Origin of the sequence: Halosegnis marinus (assembly GCF_029338355.1) — an archaeon.
Classification (GTDB): domain Archaea; phylum Halobacteriota; class Halobacteria; order Halobacteriales; family Haloarculaceae; genus Halosegnis; species Halosegnis marinus.
The window spans coordinates 2473010-2486103 of record NZ_CP119802.1; the positions used below are offsets into that span (position 1 = coordinate 2473010).

At 68.9% G+C, this 13094-nt stretch carries 13 protein-coding genes and 1 tRNA gene; 7 read left to right on the forward strand and 7 right to left on the reverse strand.

The genetic code is table 11. The features are described from left to right. Positions 1-135: 135 nt before the first annotated feature. The 4 genes from P2T37_RS13760 to P2T37_RS13775 form a co-directional block, all read right to left on the reverse strand. The gene (locus P2T37_RS13760) at positions 136-567 is read right to left on the reverse strand and encodes an Hsp20/alpha crystallin family protein (protein WP_276234533.1); all 432 of its coding nucleotides are present in this window, start codon (positions 565-567) and stop codon (positions 136-138) included. A 57-nt stretch (positions 568-624) separates the two neighbouring features. Continuing rightward, a complete protein-coding gene (locus tag P2T37_RS13765; protein WP_382211864.1) occupies positions 625-1758 on the reverse strand; it encodes an MFS transporter in 1134 nt (377 codons plus the stop codon). 174 nt (positions 1759-1932) lie between these two features. Next, positions 1933-2007, reverse strand: a tRNA-Glu gene (locus tag P2T37_RS13770). A 50-nt stretch (positions 2008-2057) separates the two neighbouring features. Further along, positions 2058-4031 (reverse strand): 3-hydroxyacyl-CoA dehydrogenase/enoyl-CoA hydratase family protein, encoded by a 1974-nt coding sequence (locus tag P2T37_RS13775; protein WP_276234535.1) that lies wholly within the window; start codon positions 4029-4031, stop codon positions 2058-2060. Positions 4032-4248: 217 nt separating this feature from the next. On the opposite strand from P2T37_RS13775, the gene P2T37_RS13780 reads away from it, so the two are divergent. Next, a complete protein-coding gene (locus P2T37_RS13780; RefSeq protein WP_276234536.1) occupies positions 4249-5403 on the forward strand; it encodes an acyl-CoA dehydrogenase family protein in 1155 nt (384 codons plus the stop codon). 213 nt (positions 5404-5616) lie between these two features. Continuing rightward, positions 5617-6126, forward strand: a complete 510-nt coding sequence (gene epsC, locus P2T37_RS13785) for a serine O-acetyltransferase EpsC (protein WP_276234537.1) — start codon at positions 5617-5619, stop codon at positions 6124-6126. Positions 6127-6129: 3 nt separating this feature from the next. On the opposite strand, the gene P2T37_RS13790 is transcribed toward epsC, so the two are convergent. Next, positions 6130-6699: a DNA-3-methyladenine glycosylase family protein gene (locus tag P2T37_RS13790; RefSeq protein WP_276234538.1), complete on the reverse strand. Its 570-nt coding sequence runs from the start codon at positions 6697-6699 to the stop codon at positions 6130-6132. Then, positions 6700-8046 (reverse strand): RimK family alpha-L-glutamate ligase, encoded by a 1347-nt coding sequence (locus P2T37_RS13795; protein ID WP_276234539.1) that lies wholly within the window; start codon positions 8044-8046, stop codon positions 6700-6702. It lies immediately after the preceding gene. 90 nt (positions 8047-8136) lie between these two features. Here P2T37_RS13795 and P2T37_RS13800 point away from each other — a divergent pair, with 90 nt between their 5' ends. From P2T37_RS13800 to P2T37_RS13820, 5 genes are all read left to right on the forward strand, one after another. Further along, positions 8137-9153: a succinylglutamate desuccinylase/aspartoacylase family protein gene (locus P2T37_RS13800; RefSeq protein ID WP_276234540.1), complete on the forward strand. Its 1017-nt coding sequence runs from the start codon at positions 8137-8139 to the stop codon at positions 9151-9153. Positions 9154-9248: 95 nt separating this feature from the next. Continuing rightward, a complete protein-coding gene (sdhC, locus tag P2T37_RS13805; protein ID WP_276234541.1) occupies positions 9249-9641 on the forward strand; it encodes a succinate dehydrogenase, cytochrome b556 subunit in 393 nt (130 codons plus the stop codon). Next, a complete protein-coding gene (locus P2T37_RS13810; protein WP_276234542.1) occupies positions 9641-10012 on the forward strand; it encodes a succinate dehydrogenase/fumarate reductase transmembrane subunit in 372 nt (123 codons plus the stop codon). The genes sdhC and P2T37_RS13810 overlap by 1 nt, the downstream gene beginning before the upstream one ends. Continuing rightward, positions 10009-10920, forward strand: coding sequence for a succinate dehydrogenase/fumarate reductase iron-sulfur subunit (locus P2T37_RS13815; RefSeq protein WP_276234543.1), 912 nt, complete (start codon positions 10009-10011; stop codon positions 10918-10920). The genes P2T37_RS13810 and P2T37_RS13815 overlap by 4 nt, the downstream gene beginning before the upstream one ends. A 54-nt stretch (positions 10921-10974) precedes the next feature. After that, complete coding sequence (locus tag P2T37_RS13820; RefSeq protein WP_276234544.1) at positions 10975-12810, forward strand: FAD-binding protein; 1836 nt, start codon at positions 10975-10977, stop codon at positions 12808-12810. A gap of 40 nt (positions 12811-12850) precedes the next feature. On the opposite strand, the gene P2T37_RS13825 is transcribed toward P2T37_RS13820, so the two are convergent. Further along, the gene (locus P2T37_RS13825) at positions 12851-13048 is read right to left on the reverse strand and encodes a XapX domain-containing protein (RefSeq protein ID WP_276234545.1); all 198 of its coding nucleotides are present in this window, start codon (positions 13046-13048) and stop codon (positions 12851-12853) included. Positions 13049-13094: the final 46 nt, after the last annotated feature.

Sequence of the window (13094 nt, forward strand, 5' to 3'; positions counted from 1 at the left end):
ACCGACCGATACGACGGCAGGGTCTTGAATGTAAGCTATCCTGACGGGTCGAGAAGTCGAACGTCGGCGTGCGTAGCGTGTGCGGCCCGTTCCCCCGCGGGCCGCGGGTGCATCCCTCTGCGGTCACTCCGCGCGTCAGTCGATGTCGATACGGCGGCTGTCGTCCTCGGCCTCGTCGTCGAGCGCCGGGAGGCGCACTTCGAGGACGCCGTTGCGGTAGGTGGCCTCGATGCCGTCCTCGACGACCTCGCCGGGGACGCGGACGGACTCGTTCACGCGGCGCGAGCGGGAGAGCGCACCGTGTTCGTCCGACTCGGAGACCTCGTGGCTCGCGGCGAGGTGGAGCATCCCGTCGTGGAAGCGGAGGTCTATCTCCTCCTTCTCGAAGCCCGGCAGGTCCGCGAGGACGACGTAGTGGTCGCCGTCGCGGTCCACGCTGAGGTGCGCGCCGGAGCGCGCGCCCCACGACCGGACGTCGTCGACACCCTCGTACATCGAGCGTCGCATGCTCTCCATCATTCGGTCCATCTCGTCGAACACGTCGAAGGGGTATCGTCGGTCAGCCATTCTGTTTCACCGACCACTTGGAGGCGCTATCCGATATTAAACCTCGCGAGCATTGTGCTAACTCGTCGCCGACCCGGCGTCGGCGGCCACCGGCCCCCGCCACGCGATGAGCAGCGCCGCGCCGACGAGGAGGGCGCCGCCCGCGACGGCGAGCGCGAACAGCGGGGAGACGAGGTCGGAGACGTAACCGCTCGCCAGCTGGAACGGGACGACGGCGAGGCCGCTCACCATCGCCATCGCCGACAGCACCGTCGCGCGGCCCGCGGTCTCGATGCGGTCGTTGACGTACTGGCCCGCGAACGAGCGCGTCACGTCCGAGAGCCCGCGCACGAGCAGGAACGTCGGGAGCGCGAGCAGCGGGACGAGGTACATCCCGACGAGGGCCCCGCCGACGACGAACGGGAGCGCGAGGAACCACAGCCGCAGGCCGACCCGCTCGCGGATGGCCCCGGTGTAGTAGCTCAGCCCCGCGCCGACGAGGCTGTACGCCGCGTAGAACCACCCGAGCAGGGGCTCGACCTGTGCGCGGGCGACGCCGGCGTCCACGACCACCGTCTCGAATATCGGCTGCAGGAAGACGAACACGAGGTACGTGACGGCCGCGTACAGCACGTAGTAGTAGACGACGAACGGCGCGATGTTCGGGCGCGAGAGCGTGTCGCGGACGAGCGTGAGCGTCTCGCGCAGGCCCATGCGTTCCGACTCCTCGTAGCTCTCCGACTCGTCGACCGTGAGCAGGACGCCGACGCCGAGCGCGGTCACCCCCGCCGCGACGAACCACGGGTACGAGAGGTCGATGCCGCCGAGGTACCCCCCGACGACGGCCGCGCCGGCCCCGACGGCGAGCGCGACGGACTCCCCGCGGCCCCGTACGCCCGCGAAGTCGTCGCCGGTCAGGTCGTCGGTCAGCGTGTCGTAGAGCCACGCGTCCTCGCTCCCCGAGCGGAAGTTGTACCCCATCGACCAGCAGACGTAGAGGGCCGCGAGCGCGAGAAACGACTCCGCGAGCCCGATGGCGAACAGGGTCGCGGAGATGAGCGCGGTGCCGGCGAGTAGGCTGTTGCGCCGGCCCAGCCGGTCGCCGAGGTAGCCGGTCGGTATCTCGCCCAGCAGGGTCGTGAGGTTGTACAGCGCCTCCAGCACCGCTATCTGGGTGAACGTCAGCCCCTGCGCGAGGAAGAAGAGGTACATCACCGGCCGGTAGAACTCCACCGCCTTCGTCGCCTTGTAGAGGTAGTACTTCGCCACGCTCGCGGGAGGACGGCGGGCGGACGCGAGCAACGGAACGGTCACGGCCGATGGTGAGAGGGGGGAGATAAACGCGTTGCGCTACCGCCGTAGCTCGACGGGCGAGGTCGGAAGGAGTGCACCGTCAGGGATTTGAACCCTGGTCCTCGGCTCGAAAGGCCAAGATGATTGGCCGGACTACACCAACGGTGCCTTCGGTTCGGCGTACCGGAGAAATCCGTATAAGGGTTCCGTTCCGGACTCTACTTCCCCTCGAACTCGGGTTCCCCGTCGCCCATGAACGCCGTGATGCCCTCCATCAGGTCGTCCGTGCCCATCAGGTGGCCGAACGACTGCGCCTCCAGTTCGAGGCCGGCGTCGACGTCCTCCCAGCCGCGCAGCATCGCCTTCTTCGTGAGCGCGCGCGAGACCGGCGGGCCGCCCGCCATCTCGGCGGCGAGTTCGTGGGCACGCTCCTCGAACTCGTCGTTGGCGACGACCTCGTTCACCACGTCGTAGTCGTACATGGTGTCGGCGTCGAACCGCTCCGCGGTGAGGATGATCTCCTTCGCGCGGGACATGCCGACGAGCCGCTGGAGCCGCTGGGTGCCGCCCCACCCGGGCAGGAGGCCGAGGTTGTGCTCGGGGAGGCCGAGCTCCGAGCGCTCGGAGGCGAGCCGGTAGTCACAGCACATCGCGAGTTCGAAGCCGCCGCCGAGCGCGAAGCCGTCGATGGCCGCGACGACGGGCAGCGGCGACTCCTCGAACGCCCCGAACGTCTCCTGGCCCTTCCGGGAGAGCTCGATGCCGTCGAGCGGGCTGGCAGAGGAGGCCATCGAGGTCACGTCCGCGCCCGCGGAGAACGCGCGGTCGCCCTTGCCGGTGATGAGGACGGCGCGCACCTCGTCGTCGTCCTCGAACTCGTCGAGGGCGGCCCGGAGCTCGTCGAGCATCTCGGGGTTCATCGTGTTCATCCGCGCCTCCCGGGAGAGGACGATATGGCCGACCATCTCGCCGGGGTACTCCACCTCGATGTTGGTGAACTCGGGCGCGTCGTCGTCGGCGTCGTCGCCGCCGTGGAAGCCGCCTGCCTCGGCGGCCTCGCGCAGCGCGGGGCTCACCTCGAAGCGCGGGTGGCCGCGCTCCTCGTGGAGCTCCTCCAGCGTCTCGACGAGCTTGTCGAGGCCGATGTCGTCGGCCATCTTCGCGGGGCCGTCCGGGTAGCCCGCGCCGAGCATGACGGCGCGGTCGATATCCGTCGGGTTCGAGACGTCCTTCTCGACGAGGTGGGCGACCTCGTTGGCCATGACGGCCGCGAGCCGCTTCGTGACGGCCTCGCTGCCGGCGTCCGTGGGAACGTCGGCCCCGTCGCCGTCCTCGTAGTCGTAGAAGCCCTTGCCGGACTTCTTGCCGTAGTTCTCCGTCTCGACCGTCTCGGCGAGGAACGGAGCCGGCTCGTAGGCGTCGCCGAGCACCTCGTGGAGGTACTCCAGGACGTGGTGGATGACGTCGATGCCGGTGAGGTCGGCGAGTTCGAACGCGCCCATCGGGAGGCCCATGTCGAACTTCGTCGTGGAGTCGATCTCCGCGACGGTGGCGTCCTCCTCCGACACCATCCAGCAGGCCTCGTTCATCAGCGGGACGAGGATGCGGTTGACGATGAAGCCGGGCGAGTCCTTGTGGACGCGCACGGGCGTCTTGCCGAACGCCTCCGCGAGTTCCTCGACGGCCGAGAGCGTTTCCTCGGAGGAGTGCTTCCCGGAGATGACCTCGACCAGCTGCATCCGCACGGGCGGGTTGAAGAAGTGCATCCCGCAGAACTGCTCGGGGCGCTCCGTGACCTCCGACAGCTCCGTGATGGACAGCGAGGAGGTGTTCGTCGCGAATAGGGCGCGGTCCGGCGCGTGCTCCTCGACCTCGTTGTACACGTCCTTCTTTATCTCCATCTTCTCCGGGACGGCCTCGATGACCACGTCGGCGTCGGCGACGGCCTCCTCGACCGGGACGACGGGCGTGATGCGCTCCTCGGCCGCCTCGGCGTCCTCCTCGCTTATCTGCTCCTTCTCGGCGAGCTTGTCGAGCGACCAGACGATCTGGTCGTAGCCGTTCTGCACGAACTCCTCCTTGATGTCGCGCAGGAACACGTCGTAGCCCGCGAGCGCCGCGACCTCCGCGATGCCGTGACCCATGTTGCCGGCCCCGAGCACCGCGACGGTCTCGATGTCCTCGAATTCCATGAACACCCGAACCTCTCTCGGCGCGCGTTTCAACGTTTCCGTCGCCCGAATCGGCAACCCCGCGCCCGTGGTTCGGGGTTTACGCACGAGGGGTCGCCGACCGCCCCCGAAACCGTAAACACCGCGTGCGTTGTCGGGAGTGGAAAACGCCCGCCTCCGGGCCGCTACGGGTCGTTAGTGAGGTGGGTTTATGTAGGTCCGTCCGAAGCAGTGAGCCATGGACTTCGATCTGTCCGAGGAACAACGACAGCTCAAGAACGAGGTGGCACGGTTCGCCGAGGAGGAGGTGAAGCCGGTCGCCAAGGAGTACGACCGCGCCGAGAAGTACCCGTTCGAGGTCGTGGACAAGGCCGCGGAGATGGGCCTGCTCGCCCCGCAGATACCCTTCGACTACGGCGGTGCGGGCTACTCGACGCTCGACCTCGCGGTCATCATCGAGGAACTGTTCGCCGCGGACCCCGGCATCGGGCTCTGTCTCACCTCCACCGGCTTCGGGAGCGAGGCCATCATCGAGTTCGGCACCGAGGAGCAGAAGGAGGAGTACCTCCCGCGCATCGCGAGCGGCGACGCCATCTGCGGCGCGGCCATCTCCGAGCCGGACACCGGCTCCGACGTCTCCTCGGTCTCGACGCGCGCCGAGAAGGACGGCGACGAGTGGGTCATCAACGGCAACAAGATGTGGATCACCAACGGCTCCGTCGGCGACTTCTACGTCGTCCTCTGTAAGACGGACCCCGACGCCGAGGGCCGCTACAACGGCTTCTCGCAGATCATCATCGAGTCCGACCGCGACGGCTTCGAGGCCGACAAGATCACGGGCAAGCTCGGCATCCGCGCCTCCGACACCGCCGAACTCCTCTTCGACGACGTGCGCGTCCCCGAGGAGAACCTCGTCGGCACGCGCGGCGCCGGCTTCCTCCAGCAGATGCAGTTCTTCGACGAGACGCGGACCGGCGTCGCGGCGCAGGCCGTCGGCATCGCCCGCGGCGCGGCCGAGCGCGCGCTGGAGTACGCGAAGCAGCGCGAGCAGTTCGGCCGCCCCATCGGCGACTTCCAGGCCGTCCAGCACAAGCTCGCGGACATGCACACCCGCACCGAGGCGGCCCGCCAGCTGACCTACAAGTCCGCGTGGTCCGTGGACAACAAGGAGGAACAGCTGACGACGCTCGCCTCGATGGCGAAGGAGTTCGCCTCCCGCGTCGCCGTCGACGCCGCGAACGAGGCCGTCCAGATCCACGGCGGCTCCGGCTACGTGGACGACTTCGACGTGGAGCGCTACTACCGCGACGCCAAGATCACCCAGATCTACGAGGGTACCACGGAGATACAGAAGAACATCATCGCGCGCGAACTGCTCGGCAAGGGCTTCTGAAGGCCCGAACCCGCCCGAAACTCGCTCCGCCCGCATCGCCCGCCCGACACCTTTTCACGCCCCCGCCGTCTCGACCGGGGTATGTTCGGCCACTCCCGCCGTGGTCGCCCCGCCCGCCAGCCGACGGTCCGTGCCGTCGGTCCCTGTCGCCGTCGCTGATTCTCCCTCGCGCGCCCCGTCCGCAGACCACACCCCCGACAGCGACACCACACTATGTTCGACAGACTCCGCGACGACGTCCGTACCGCGCTCGACACCGACCCCGCCGCCACCTCGACGGCCGAGGCGCTCCTGTATCCCGGCCTGCACGCCGTCTGGCTCCACGTCTACCTCTGCGGGCCGCTGTGGGGGCGCGGCCACCGACTCCTCGCGCGCTTCCTCTCGCAGGTCGTCCGCTTTCTCACCGGCGTCGAGATACACCCGGGCGCGACGCTCGGCCGCCGCGTGTTCGTCGACCACGGGATAGGCGTCGTCGTCGGGGAGACGGCCGAGGTGGGCGACGACGTGAACATGTACCACGGCGTCACGCTCGGCGGGCGGTCGAGCGAGCGCACGAAGCGCCACCCGACCGTCGAATCGGGCGTCACCCTCGGGGCGAACGCGACGCTCGTCGGGGCGATAACCGTCGGCGAGGGCGCCACAGTGGGCGCGGGCGCGGTCGTCGTCGATGACGTGCCGGCGGGCGCGACGGTCGCCGGGAACCCGGCGCGGCGCGTGGACTGAGCGTCAGTCGTCGGCGCGCCAGAGATACCGGGCGGCGTACGAGCGATACGGCGCCCACCGCTCGGCGTGTTCGGTCATGCCGGCGCGGTCCTCCACGTCGAAGCCGTACAGCGCGGCCATCCCCTTCCGGATGCCGAGGTCGCCGACCGGGAACACGTCCTCGCGCGCGAGGACGAACAGCAGGAACATGTCGGCGGTCCACGGTCCGACGCCCGTGATGCCGGTGAGCGCGTCGCGGACCTCGTCGTCGGTCATGTCGTCGAGCGCCGCGACCGAGAGGTCGCCGTCGAACGCGCGGGCGATGTTGCGGACGTACCCGACCTTCTGACCGGACAGCCCCACGTCGCGCAGGGCCTCGTCGTCGGCCGCCAGCATCGCCGCGGGCGTCACGTCGAAGCGGTCGAACAGCCGTTCCTCGATGGCCGCGGCGGACGCCTGCGAGAGCTGTTGGTTACAGACGGCGACGACCAGCCGCGCGAAGGGGTCGTCGGCCCGTTCGAGTTCCAATTCGCCGTGGTCCGCGACGAGCGGGCCGAGTTCGGGGTCCTCGCGGAGCCGGTCGTGCGGGTCCATCTACTCCAAGGCGACCTCGTCGGCCGGCGTCTCGTCGTCCTCCTCGTCGGCGCGCCGGCGCACGTCGACGTGGTAGTGCTGGAGGATGTCGCGCCCGAGCAGGAGCGGGTAGTCCATGTGCGCGCGGTCCTCGACGCTGGCCGTGACGGTGTGCTGGCGGCCGCCGATGCCGACGACGAGGTCCACGACCGGGCGGGACTTCCCGCTCTTGAGCGACCCGGACTTGATGCGCACGATGTCCTTGATGGGGCCGGTGCCGATCTCGGCCGCGAGCCGGGAGTCGATGCTGGTCCGGGTCGCGCCGGTGTCCGACTTGGCAAGGACGGACTTCTGGCCGCGCGTCCCCATCGCGACGACCTCCTCGATGTAGCCGATGACGGAGAGCTCCGTCGTCGTCTCCTGCGGCTTGCGCGGCATACACGCCGGCCGGGAGTCGTCGAGGGTGGCCGCGAGTTCGTAGACGCGCTCCTCGTCCACCTCGCCGCCCGCCCGCTCGATGGCCAGGCGGGCGATGAAGGGCGCGGGCGAGCGGCCGGTCGCCTGGAACAGCCCCTTGAAGCCGGCCGTCGGGTTCACTTCGAGGATGTAGTAGCCGTCGGCGCCCTCCACGATATCGACCCCGGCGTAGTCGAGGCCGACCACGTCGGAGGCGCGCTTTGCCATCGTCTTCACCTCGTCCGTGAGCCCCTCGGTGGCGTTCTCCACGTCGCCGCCGAGCGCGACGTTCGTCCGCCAGTCGCCCTCCGGGGCGTAGCGGTTCATCGCGCCGACGACCTTCTCGCCGACGACGTAGACGCGGAGGTCGGAGTGGCGCTGTTGGTCGTGGTCGATGAAGCGCTGGAGGAACGCCTGCCGGGAGCCGACCATCGGGTTCACCGGCTCGCCGGCGTCTATCTTCCACGTGCCGCCGCCGTGGGTGCCGATAGCCGTCTTGTAGACGACCTCCTCGCCGAACTTCTCGCGGTCCTCGTTCAGCCGGTCGGCCGACAGCGCCATGAACGCGTCCGGGACGGGGAGGCCCGCCTCCGCGAGCGCGGTGCCGGAGGCGAACTTGTGCATCGCCGTCATCGTCTCCATCGGGTGGTTCAGCATCGGGCGCATCCGGTCGAGCATCGTCGCCAGCCCGAGCGCCTCCGCCGGCTGTTCCTCCTTCGAGAGCAGCAGGCGGTTCACGATGATATCCACGTCGGGGGCGAGCGTCACCTCGCCGTCGTCGATGTCCACGGAGAGCGTCTCCTCGCGGAGCCACTCCGTCCCGGCCCCGAGGTCGTCCGCCGCGTTCAGGATGGCCTTCGTCTCCTTCGAGTTGTGGAGGCTCAGCACCCCGACCGTGATGTCGTCGTTCATTGTCTGACGGGGGTTGCCCCCCGAGAAAGAACTGACGGATGCGCGCCGCGTCCGACGCGGCTTTTTACGTGCGGCCGGCCGACGGGAGGTATGGTCGCCGGCGCGTTCACGTACGACGGCGGTAGCGTCGCCCCCGGGGAGACCCAGAACATCCGGTACTCGGTCTCCGAGACGTATCTCGGCGACCCCATCCGCATCCCCGTCACCGTCGTCAACGGCGAGCGGGACGGCCCGACCGCGTTCCTCTCGGCGGCGGCCCACGGGGACGAACTCAACGGCATCGAGGTCGTCCGGGAGGTCGCCCACGACTGGGACCACACGGACCTGCGGGGGACGCTCGTGTGTATGCCCGTGTTGAACGTCCCCGGCTTCATCGCCCAGGAGCGGTACCTCCCCATCTACGACCGCGACCTGAACCGCTCGTTCCCCGGCGACCCCGACTCCACGAGCGCGAAGCGCATCGCGAACCGCGTCTTCCGCAACTTCATCGAGCCGTGCGACGTGGGACTCGACTTCCATACCTCGACGCGGGGCCGCACCAACATGCTCCACGTCCGGGCGGACATGGACGACCCGGCGGTCGCGCGCGTCGGGAACGCGTTCGCGTCGAACGTCATCATCGACGGGAGCGGCCCGAGCGGGTCGCTCCGCCGGGAGGCCTCCGAGTCGGGGACCCCGACCATCACGATAGAGATGGGCGAGGCCCACCGCTTCCAGCGCGCGCTCATCGACCGGGCGCTCTCGGGGACGCTCTCCGTCCTCGCGGAGTTCGGCCTGCGCGACGAGGCGGTCGTCGCGTGGCCCGGCTGGCGCACCGTCATCGACGACGACGTGGAGAAGACGTGGCTCCGGGCGGACACGGGCGGCCTCGTGGAGATGCACCACGACCGCGGCGCGCTGGTGGAGGCCGACGACCGCATCTGCACCATCACGAACCCGTTCAAGCAGGACTCCGACGTGGTCCGGGCCCCCTTCACGGGCCTGCTCGTCGGCATCCTGGAGAACCCGCTCGTCTATCCGGGGAACCCCTTGTGCCACCTCGTCGAACTGGACGATCCGACCCGGCGCGCGCTGGAGAACCAACAGGCCGCCGGGGACCGGCCGTAGCCGTCGCGGGGGCGACCCCGATACCGGCAAAGCGACGCGGCGGGAAACGGGGAGAAGGCAACTACTATGTCCGGTGGGTACTGAGACGCGTACGCATGAGTCAATCGTACGACCGGGGCCTCGTCGAGGACTTCGGTCGGTGGACGGAGTTCTCCGCCGGTATGTGGGCGTGGATATTCCACAAGTTCACCGGCTGGGTCCTCATCGGCTACCTGTTCACCCACATCGCCGTCCTCTCGACGGCCATGTCGGGTCCCGAGGTGTACACCTCGACGCTACAGGGGCTGGAGGAACTCCTCGTCGTCCGCTTCCTCGAGGTCGGGCTGCTGGCAGTCGCCGTGTTCCACATCCTCAACGGCGTCCGCCTGCTGTTCGTCGACCTCGGTCTCGGACTGGAGTCGCAGGACCGGAGCTTCTACGCGTCGCTCGTACTGACCGGGGCCATCGTCGTGGCCTCCGTACCGACCTTCCTCGCGGGGGCCCTCTGATGGCGGAGCGCTACTCCTCGTTCGAGCCGAAGGGGACGCGCTGGCTGCTCCAGCGGCTCACGGCGGCGTTCCTCGTCGTCGTGCTCGCGTTCCACTTCATGACGCTCCACTTCGTCAACCACGCGGCGGACGTCACGTTCCAGGGGACCCAACTGCGGATGCAGCAGCCGGGGTACTTCGTCACGATGGTCGCGTTCGGCCTCACGGCGACGTTCCACGGCGTCAACGGCATCTACAACGCCCTCGTCAACCAGGGCCTCTCCGGCACCGGCAAGACGGCGGTGAAGGGCGTGCTCGTCGTCGCGTCGCTGCTGCTCGCGGTCCAGATAGTCCGCCTCGCGCTCGTCATGGCGGGTGTCACGATAGCATGAGTACTGGCATAACCGAAACCGAGACGGAGGAGGAACAGACCGAGGCCGTCGGTGCCGCCCGCGCGGCGGGCGAGTCGGCGTACCAGCAGGCCCGGATGGAGAAGAAGGAGATAGACGAGGCGAACCGCGAGGCGCGACGACAGGCCCGCGAGGCCGTCGAGAACGCCGACCGGACGGTGGAGCTGAAGGTGTTCCGCTACGACCCCGAGGTCCCCGAGAAGGAGGAGCCCCGGTTCGACTCGTTCCCCGTCCCCTTCTCGAAGGGGATGACGGTGCTCGACGCCCTGATGTGGGCGCGCGACCACTACGACTCCTCGCTCACCTTCCGGCACTCCTGCCGGCAGGCCGTCTGCGGCTCCGACGCGCTGTTCGTCAACGGCAAACAGCGCCTCGGCTGCAAGACGCAGGTCGCGGACCTCGCGGAGCAGGGTGTCCCGAGCACGGTCCGTATCGAGCCGCTCCCGCACGCCGAGGTCGTGAAGGACCTCGTCGTGGACATGGAGCACTTCTACGACCAGATGGAGTCGGTCGAGCCGTACTTCCAGGACGAGGACACCCCGGACGGCCTGAACGAACAGCGCCAGTCGCGGGAGAACCGCGAGAAGATCAAGATGTCCACGCGCTGCATCTGGTGTGGCGCGTGCATGTCCTCGTGTAACATCGCGGCCGGCGACAACCAGTACCTCGGCCCCGCGGCCATCAACAAGGCGTACCGCTTCGCGATGGACGAGCGCGAGGGCGAGGACCTCACGGAACACCGGCTGAACATCATCGAGCAGGAGCACGGCGTCTGGCGGTGTCAGACCCAGTTCTCCTGTACCGAGGTGTGTCCGAAGGACATCCCCCTGACGGAGCACATCCAGGCGCTGAAGCGCGAGGCGGTGAAGAAGAACCTCAAGTTCTGGTAACCGCGCAACAGCCCTAAGAGCGTACAACCCTAACCAACTCACAACCACAGACCAATGCACGAACACGACGTAATCGTGGTCGGCGGCGGCGGTGCCGGCCTCAGAGCGGCCATCGCGGCCCACGAGGAGGGGGCCGACGTCGCCATCGTCACGAAGCTCCACCCCGTCCGCTCGCACACGGGCGCGGCGGAAGGCGGTATCAACGCGGCGCTTCGCGACGGCGACGACTGGACCGACCACGCGTACGACACGATGAAGGGGTCGGACTACCTCGGCGACGCGCCGGCCATCGAGACCCTCTGTCAGGACAGCCCCGGCGAGACCATCCAGCTGGAACACTGGGGAATGCCCTTCTCCCGCGAGGACGACGGGCGCGTCTCCCAGCGGCCGTTCGGCGGCCTCTCGTTCCCGCGGACCACCTACGCCGGCGCGGAAACCGGCCACCACCTGCTCCACACGATGTACGAGCAGGTCGTCAAGCGGGGCATCACGGTGTACGACGAGTACTACGTGGCGAACCTCGCCGTCACCGACCACCCGGACCCGGAGGACCGCGAGTGTCACGGCTGTATCGCCTACGACATCAAGAGCGGCGACCTCACGGCGTTCAAGGCCACCGGCGGCGTCATCCTCGCCACCGGCGGCGACGGGCAGGCGTTCGACCACACGACGAACGCGGTCGCCAACACCGGGGACGGCCCGGCGATGGCGTACCGCGCGGGCGTCCCGATGGAGGACCCCGAGTTCGTCCAGTTCCACCCGACCACGCTCCCGAGCACCGGCGTCCTCATCTCCGAGGGCGTCCGCGGCGAGGGCGGCATCCTCTACAACAGCGAGGGCGAGCGGTTCATGTTCGAGCGCGGCTACGCGAACAACGACGGCGAACTCGCCTCGCGCGACGTCGTCTCGCGCGCGGAACTCACCGAGGTGAACGAGGGCCGCGGCATCGAGGACGAGTACGTCTACCTCGACATGCGCCACCTCGGCGAGGAGCGCATCGTGGACCGCCTGGAGAACATCCTCCACCTCGCGGAGGACTTCGAGGGCGTCGACGGGCTGGAGGAGCCGATGCCCGTCAAGCCCGGCCAGCACTACCACATGGGCGGCATCGAGACGAACGAGAACGGCGAGACCTGCGTCTCCGGGCTGTACGCGGCGGGCGAGTGCGCCTGCGTCTCCGTCCACGGCTCGAACCGGCTGGGCGGCAACGCCCTCCCCGAACTCATCGTCTTCGGCGCGCGCGCCGGCTACCACGCCGCCGGGCGCGACATGGGCGAGGCCCAGATACAGACCGGGCCGAGCGCCGCCATCGAGCACGAGACGGACCTCGACACGCCCGTCTCGCCGGGCGCGCTCGACCGGCCCGACCCGGACGTGGCCGCCGACGGCGGCGCGGTGACCGCCGACCCGGACGCCGTGGTCGAGTCCGCGCTCGAAACCGAGCGCGAGCGCGTCGAGACGCTGATGGAGCGCGACGGCATCAACCACGCGGAGATCCGCGCCGACCTCCAGGACGCGATGACCCAGTGGGTGAACGTGTTCCGCGAGAAGGAGGGCCTGCAGAAGGCGCTCGAAGCCATCCGCGAGTGCCGCGAGCGCTACCAGAACGTCGCCGTGGCGGACCCGTCGCGGACGTTCAACACGGATCTCATCCACACCATCGAGACGCGCAACCTCATCGACGTGGCCGAGACCATCACGCTCGGCGCCCTGGCGCGCGACGAGTTCCGCGGCGCCCACTGGCGCGCGGAACACCAGGAGCGCGACGACGAGCACTGGCTCAAGCACACGATGATCGCGTGGAACGACGGCTCGCCGGACCTCTACTACACGGACGTCATCCTGGAGGGCCAGGACAAGGCGTACGAGCCGAAGATCCGCTCCTACTGACGCTCCCGTCTCTCCCGCGTTTCTCCGTTCTCTTCGCCCGCTACAGTCCCAGCGCGCCGAGCAGGTCGTAGCCGACGCCCGCCCGCTCGACGAGCTTGTAGCCGAGGTAGATGCCGACGATGCCGAGCAGCCCCGGCAGTTCGGGCGGGGCCGGAATCGGCACCTGGATGTACGCGAACACGACGCCGAGCAGCGTCCCCGTCGCCAGCGCGAGCACGGAGAGTTCGAGGTTGACCATAGCGGTCGTTCACGCGGGCGGCCAAACGCCTTCCGAACACAGGCGG

Coding starts and splice junctions, on each gene's coding strand:
- P2T37_RS13760 (WP_276234533.1), bottom strand. CDS start 567: ATGGCTGACCGACGATACCCCTTCGACGTGTTCGACGAGATGGACCGA.
- P2T37_RS13765 (WP_382211864.1), bottom strand. CDS start 1,758: ATGTACCTCTTCTTCCTCGCGCAGGGGCTGACGTTCACCCAGATAGCG.
- P2T37_RS13775 (WP_276234535.1), bottom strand. CDS start 4,031: ATGGAATTCGAGGACATCGAGACCGTCGCGGTGCTCGGGGCCGGCAAC.
- P2T37_RS13780 (WP_276234536.1), top strand. CDS start 4,249: ATGGACTTCGATCTGTCCGAGGAACAACGACAGCTCAAGAACGAGGTG.
- epsC (WP_276234537.1), top strand. CDS start 5,617: ATGTTCGACAGACTCCGCGACGACGTCCGTACCGCGCTCGACACCGAC.
- P2T37_RS13790 (WP_276234538.1), bottom strand. CDS start 6,699: ATGGACCCGCACGACCGGCTCCGCGAGGACCCCGAACTCGGCCCGCTC.
- P2T37_RS13795 (WP_276234539.1), bottom strand. CDS start 8,046: ATGAACGACGACATCACGGTCGGGGTGCTGAGCCTCCACAACTCGAAG.
- P2T37_RS13800 (WP_276234540.1), top strand. CDS start 8,137: ATGGTCGCCGGCGCGTTCACGTACGACGGCGGTAGCGTCGCCCCCGGG.
- sdhC (WP_276234541.1), top strand. CDS start 9,249: ATGAGTCAATCGTACGACCGGGGCCTCGTCGAGGACTTCGGTCGGTGG.
- P2T37_RS13810 (WP_276234542.1), top strand. CDS start 9,641: ATGGCGGAGCGCTACTCCTCGTTCGAGCCGAAGGGGACGCGCTGGCTG.
- P2T37_RS13815 (WP_276234543.1), top strand. CDS start 10,009: ATGAGTACTGGCATAACCGAAACCGAGACGGAGGAGGAACAGACCGAG.
- P2T37_RS13820 (WP_276234544.1), top strand. CDS start 10,975: ATGCACGAACACGACGTAATCGTGGTCGGCGGCGGCGGTGCCGGCCTC.
- P2T37_RS13825 (WP_276234545.1), bottom strand. CDS start 13,048: ATGGTCAACCTCGAACTCTCCGTGCTCGCGCTGGCGACGGGGACGCTG.